This is a genomic window from Paraburkholderia sp. CNPSo 3274, assembly GCF_024206475.1.
GTDB lineage: Bacteria > Pseudomonadota > Gammaproteobacteria > Burkholderiales > Burkholderiaceae > Paraburkholderia.
This window is the reverse complement of the sequence record NZ_JAMBPR010000164.1, coordinates 1-5,263: the sequence shown is the minus strand read 5'-3', so window position 1 is coordinate 5,263 and position 5,263 is coordinate 1. Positions and strand designations below refer to the sequence as shown.

Sequence of the window (5,263 nt, the reverse complement as noted above, 5' to 3'; positions counted from 1 at the left end):
GGGCGCAAACCCCGATCCCGCTCTTCCTTGCGCACCCAGCTACGCAGCGTCTCGCCCGAGCAGCCCAGCTTCGCTGCGATCGAGGCGATCACTTTCCATTGCGATTCGTGGTCGCCCTGATGTTCCAGTACCATTCGCACAGCCCGCTCACGAACTTCCGGCGAGTACCTTGGGGACTTCTTCTTGGTGTTTTCCATAGCTCCATTTTCTCAAGAAGTGGAGCCTCCGGAAATCCCGGGGCGGTTCAGTACATGGTGTCGCGACGCAATACGGTGGATGCAGGACGACAGGTGGATCGGCGAGGCGACAGACCGATCCTCCATTGGAGGAAGACAATGCTACAAGACCCGACCAGCGGCGGTGCTGCCGTTGAAACGCCGAGCTTGCTCAGCGCCCTGAACCTCACGAAGCACTACGGCGGCGTGAAGGCACTGACCGGCGTGAGCCTCGAACTCGCGCCCGGCGAAATCCACGCCCTTTGTGGCGAGAACGGCGCAGGCAAGAGCACGTTCATCAAGATCCTCGGCGGACTTGTCGAGCCGGACGATGGCTCGATTACCGTGGATGGTCAGCCGCTCAAGCTCGGCCATCGCACCGACCCCAAGCTGATCTCGATTGTCCACCAGGAGCTCGCGATTGTTCCCACGCTCTCGGTGCTCGATAACATCCTCCTGGGCGGTGCGGACCAGCGCGAGATTTACCTGCGGGGCCGCTACCGTGACACGGTCCGAGCGCACCTCGATTCGGTTGGCCTTTCCCATGTCAAGCTGGACAGTCCGGCATCGCGACTGAGTCTCGCTGAGTGCCAGCTGGTCGAGATTGCGCGCGGCATGTCTCGCCAGGCGAAGGTCCTGCTGCTCGACGAACCGACTGCCACGCTGTCGGACGCCGAAATTGTGCGCGTATTTGATGTTGCACGACGTCTGCGGGACCAGGGGACGGCGATGATTTTCGTCAGCCATCGACTCGATGAGGTCTTTGCCCTGACCGACCGGATCACGGTTTTCCGGAACGGCCAGCACGTCATCACGAGCAAGACCGCAGACATGACCACCGGCGAGGTAGTGAAGGCGATGATTGGCCGGGAGCTCGTACGTCATCCGGTCAAGGCCACTGAAGGACGCGCATCCCTGCGGCCGCGCCTGTCTGTCACGAATCTGAGCGTTGACGACAAGCTGAAAGCCCTCAGCGTCGATGTCGCGCCTGGCGAGATCGTGGCGGTCGTCGGGCAGCTTGGATCGGGAGCCGAGACGGTAGTCGAGGCGCTTGCCGGACTGCGTGGCGACATCTCCAGGTCTGTGAGGCTCGACGGTGAGGTCGCAAAGATCGACAGCGTGCGAAGCGCGCTTCGTTGCGGTGTCGGTTACGTGGCCGAGGACCGGGCCGACAAGGGCGTGTTTCTTGACGCTCCGATCGGTATCAACATCACTGCATCGGTGATGTCGAAATTCAGCCGCGCCGGCGTCATGCAGCGCGCAGCTGAGGCCGCGGAAGCTATGCGTCTCGCCGGGATGTTTGCGATAGATGCGAAGCGACTGCGGCACGAGGTTTCCACCCTGAGCGGCGGAAACCAGCAGAAGGTTTCGCTCGCCAAGGCGGCGGCGCTCGCGCCGAAGCTCCTGCTGCTGAACGAGCCGACGCGCGGTGTGGATATCGGGGCACGCAGCGAAATCTATTCGACCCTGCGGAAGATGGCGGACGACGGCCTGGCCGTGGTTTTCTACTCGACCGACCTTGAGGAAATCCTCGAACTCGCGGATACGGTGGTGACGATTTTCCGAGGCCAGATGGTGCGTCGCAAGCCGCGACACGAAATCGATGGCGATACGGTCCTGCATGACATCGTCGCAGGTGGGGGCGAAGCGGCGGGTGGCCACGCTTCGTTCAGAACTCAACGCGTGGAGGCTGGCCATGCATAAAACCGCTCTTGAACCCTCTATCCAGGCTTCTCCTACATTCTATAGGCGCTGGGCTTCGGCACTGTTCGGCAGCACGAGTATTCATGCGGGCTCCATCCGCGTTGCAACGCTATTGCTGATCATCGTTGCAGCGGGCGTCGTTCCTCACTTCACCGAATTCGGCAACGTCCAGTCGCTGATGTACTCGGTTGCCGCAGTCGGAGTCGGTGCAGTCGGGATGGCGCTCGTCACACTGAGCGGCAATCTGTTCATGCTCTCGATGGGCGCGACGGCTGCGGTTTCAACGGTAATGTTCGCTGCATTGATCCACCTCGGGCTAGGCGTAACCGTTCTCGCAGTCGTGCTTGCTGGCCTGGCGATAGGCATTGTGCAGGGCGCCATCATCGCGCTGGGCCGGGCCAATCCGATCATCACGACGATCGCAACCTCTTCCATCATTCTCGGCGCGGGCGTGCTCTATACCGGCGGCCTTACCATCATCGGAGATGGCGATGCAACCTGGCTTGGTCAAGGCAAGCTCTTTGGCTGGTTGCCGACCCAGATCATCGTGCTCGCCGTTTTCGTGATCATCGGGAGTTTCATACTCCAGAAGACGCGTATCGGACGGGAGATCAGGCTCATTGGCATGCGTTCGGAGGTTGCTCGCGTCGCGGGTCTGCGCCTGATGGCGGCCACCCTGTTCTGCTACGGATTTGCCGGTGCGGCGGCGGCGCTTGCCGGGTCGCTCATCGCATCGTCGTCGGCGCAAGGCAATCTCACATACGGAGTCGACCTCGACTTCAACGCAATCGCCGCAGTTCTGGTCGGTGGTATCTCGATCCGGGGCGGACGCGGCCAGATCTCGGACGCGGTTACCGGCGCCATCTTCCTCGCCGTGATCAGTAACATCCTGCTCGTGAGCGGCGTGAGCTACGAGTATCAATTGGTCGTCAAAGGCATGGTGGTGCTGGGGGCGGTCGTGTTCGGTGCATTGCTCGCCCGTCTCGGGCCCAGCAAAAAATAAGCGGAGAGCGAAATGAATCAATCTCAACGTCTTCTGAATCTTGTGATTCGTTCGGTCCTGCTAATCGGCATGCCCGTGTACTTCGGCCTGACCGTCGATCACTTCTTCTCAGCGGCCAACCTGTACGCGATTTTCCAGGCGTTCGCTTTCCTCGGCATCGTAGCGCTGGGCTTGTCGGTGACGATGGTCGCCGGTGAGTTCGACCTCAGTGTGGCGGCGCTTGCGACGGTCGCGGGCCTGATCACCGTGAAGTTTGGCGGCGATAGTGCGGTGCTTGGCCTGATCTATGCCGTCTGTTTCGGGATCGTGGTGGGTATCGCGAACGCAGCGCTTTTGCCCTGGCTTGGCGTCTCGTCGCTTGTCACAACCGTCGGTTCGATGATGTTCCTCACGGGCGTCGGTTACTGGTTAGCGGGCGGGCGCGTCCTGAGCTGGGCGAATCTCGATGTGAGCGACTTCCTGGATCAGAACATCTTTGGCATCTTCTCCCCGCGTAGCCTGATTACCATCTTCTGCTATGTGGTCGTATCGCTGTTTTTGCGATTCACCACGCTCGGTCGGGACATCTACGCGGCAGGTGGACACCGGAAGGCTGCCGTTCAGAGCGGCGCGCGAGTCGGGGCTGCCCTGACGGTGGGCTTTGCGATCTCTGGCAGCCTTTCCGCGCTCGGTGGTGGTCTGCTGTCGCTTAGCCTTGCCACCGCGTCTGCAACGATGGGCAGCAATATCCTGCTCCAGGCGGCGTCAGCGGCCATTGTGGGCGGCGTGGCACTTGAGGGGGGAATCGGGTCGCCACTTGGCGTGGCAGTTGGCGTGTTGATCCTCACGGTGCTCAACAACGGTCTCGGCCTGCTCAATGCGACCTCGACCCAGATACTGCTGGTCAATGGTCTGCTTCTTCTGATGGTCGTGCTGCTCGACGGCCGTCTGGGCAGCGTGCTGGCCAATCCGTTGGCACGCCTGGCCCGGGCCCGCTCCGCGAAAGGCGCGAGCGCCTGACGGAGTGCGAACCGGCGGTTGTGAGAATGCCGGCGTGCTGCAACGTACGTCGGCATTCTGGTGTGGAAGCGACTTGCGCGTCAGAGAGTCTGCGAATCCAAGGTATGGTGCGGATACTGCTGGTTTAGGGAGCGAACGTCATCCAGCGCTTCTCGAGTTGCTGCGACCTGACGCGCTCGACAAGAAATTCGCTGAAGACCCGGATCTTTGCCGGCTGGTATCGGCGGCTCTGGTAGGCAAGATTGATCGTGAGCTTTGGCAGTTGCCAGTCTTCCAGGACGGGGACGAGTCGTCCTGCGACGATGTCGTCGTGAATGATGTACATCGGCTGGATGACGATGCCCAGACCCGCCCGCCCGGCAGCCACGATGACCTGCCCTTCGTTCGAATCGAGCGCGCTCGAGATGGATACGGTGCATTCGTCCTCCCCGCGGCGCAGATGGAGCTGATGCGGGTCAACCGACAGGTTGTAGATCAGCATCCGGTGTTGCCCCAGGTCCTGTGGAGTTTGCGGCCGACCGTGCGTCGAGAGATAGTCAGGCGACGCGGCGAGCACACGTCGGGTTTCGGCAAGCCGTCGAACAGTGATTCCAGAATCTCCCTCGTGTTCCTTGGTGCGGATGGCAATGTCGATACCAGCCTCGATGAAGTTGTGGTACCGGTTCGCTGCAGTCAACTGGACCGACAGATTGGGGTAGCGCTTCAGGAAGTCAGGCAGCGCCGGCGCCAGATGCATCATCGCAAACGACACGGAGCTCGTGACACGAAGTACCCCTCGGGGACTTACGCTCTCATCGGCGGCGATCGAGTCCGCCTCTGCCAGCTCGGAAAGCACCAGCCCGCATCGCCGGTGATATTCCCGGCCGGCGTCGGTGAGCCACATTCTTCGCGTCGTGCGTTCAATCAGACGCGTGCCGAGTTGCTCTTCGAGCAGACTCAGCGTGCGACTCGCGGCAGCGTTAGACATATCGAGTTGCTCAGCGGCCCTGGACAAGCTGCCAAGGTCCGCAGTAAGCACGAACAACTGAATCTGGGTCAGGCGGTCCATCGTCTCCTCGATTTGATAGTGCTGGAACAATCAAGGCTGATTTTTTGTATGCGATCCACGAACGACGCCCTTCAGAGTATGGTAGCGGAGCGCGTGAGGTGTGATAGTGATGCGGGTCAGCGGAGGTCCGCCGGCATTTTCCAGGGAAGCAACGCGTCGTAGTCGTCGACGGTTTTCGCCAGAGGCAGGTGTTGGAACAGCCAGGTGAGGTACCGGTAGGGATCGATGCTGTTTGCCTTGCAGGTCTCGACGAGCGTATAGAGATTGGCGCTCGCGTTCGCGCCTTCGACGGTG

6 protein-coding genes are annotated in these 5,263 nt (G+C 61.1%); 3 read left to right on the top strand and 3 right to left on the bottom strand.

Translation table 11 applies throughout. The annotated features are described in order from the left end of the window. The coding region (locus tag M3I54_RS43385) for a transposase (protein WP_254341894.1) at window positions 1-197 on the bottom strand (197 nt) is incomplete at its 3' end. A 138-nt stretch (window positions 198-335) separates the two neighbouring features. On the opposite strand from M3I54_RS43385, the gene M3I54_RS43380 reads away from it, so the two are divergent. From M3I54_RS43380 to M3I54_RS43370, 3 genes are read left to right on the top strand one after another with little or no spacing between them, the layout of a single operon-like run. Next, window positions 336-1,919, top strand: coding sequence for a sugar ABC transporter ATP-binding protein (locus M3I54_RS43380; RefSeq protein ID WP_254346536.1), 1,584 nt, complete (start codon window positions 336-338; stop codon window positions 1,917-1,919). Beyond that, window positions 1,912-2,922, top strand: coding sequence for an ABC transporter permease (locus M3I54_RS43375; RefSeq protein ID WP_254346529.1), 1,011 nt, complete (start codon window positions 1,912-1,914; stop codon window positions 2,920-2,922). Before M3I54_RS43380 ends, M3I54_RS43375 begins: the two co-directional genes overlap by 8 nt. 12 nt (window positions 2,923-2,934) lie before the next feature. Next, window positions 2,935-3,921, top strand: coding sequence for an ABC transporter permease (locus M3I54_RS43370; RefSeq protein ID WP_254346528.1), 987 nt, complete (start codon window positions 2,935-2,937; stop codon window positions 3,919-3,921). A gap of 124 nt (window positions 3,922-4,045) precedes the next feature. Here the strand turns inward: M3I54_RS43370 and M3I54_RS43365 are convergent, their stop codons facing one another. Continuing rightward, window positions 4,046-4,969: a LysR family transcriptional regulator gene (locus tag M3I54_RS43365; protein ID WP_254346527.1), complete on the bottom strand. Its 924-nt coding sequence runs from the start codon at window positions 4,967-4,969 to the stop codon at window positions 4,046-4,048. Window positions 4,970-5,085: 116 nt separating this feature from the next. Next, a partial coding sequence (locus tag M3I54_RS43360; RefSeq protein ID WP_254343812.1) for a transposase domain-containing protein occupies window positions 5,086-5,263 on the bottom strand: 178 nt, incomplete at its 5' end.

Excerpts from the sequence above, each read along its gene's own strand:
- M3I54_RS43380 (WP_254346536.1), top strand. The coding sequence starts at position 336 with ATGCTACAAGACCCGACCAGCGGCGGTGCTGCCGTTGAAACGCCGAGC.
- M3I54_RS43375 (WP_254346529.1), top strand. The coding sequence starts at position 1,912 with ATGCATAAAACCGCTCTTGAACCCTCTATCCAGGCTTCTCCTACATTC.
- M3I54_RS43370 (WP_254346528.1), top strand. The coding sequence starts at position 2,935 with ATGAATCAATCTCAACGTCTTCTGAATCTTGTGATTCGTTCGGTCCTG.
- M3I54_RS43365 (WP_254346527.1), bottom strand. The coding sequence starts at position 4,969 with ATGGACCGCCTGACCCAGATTCAGTTGTTCGTGCTTACTGCGGACCTT.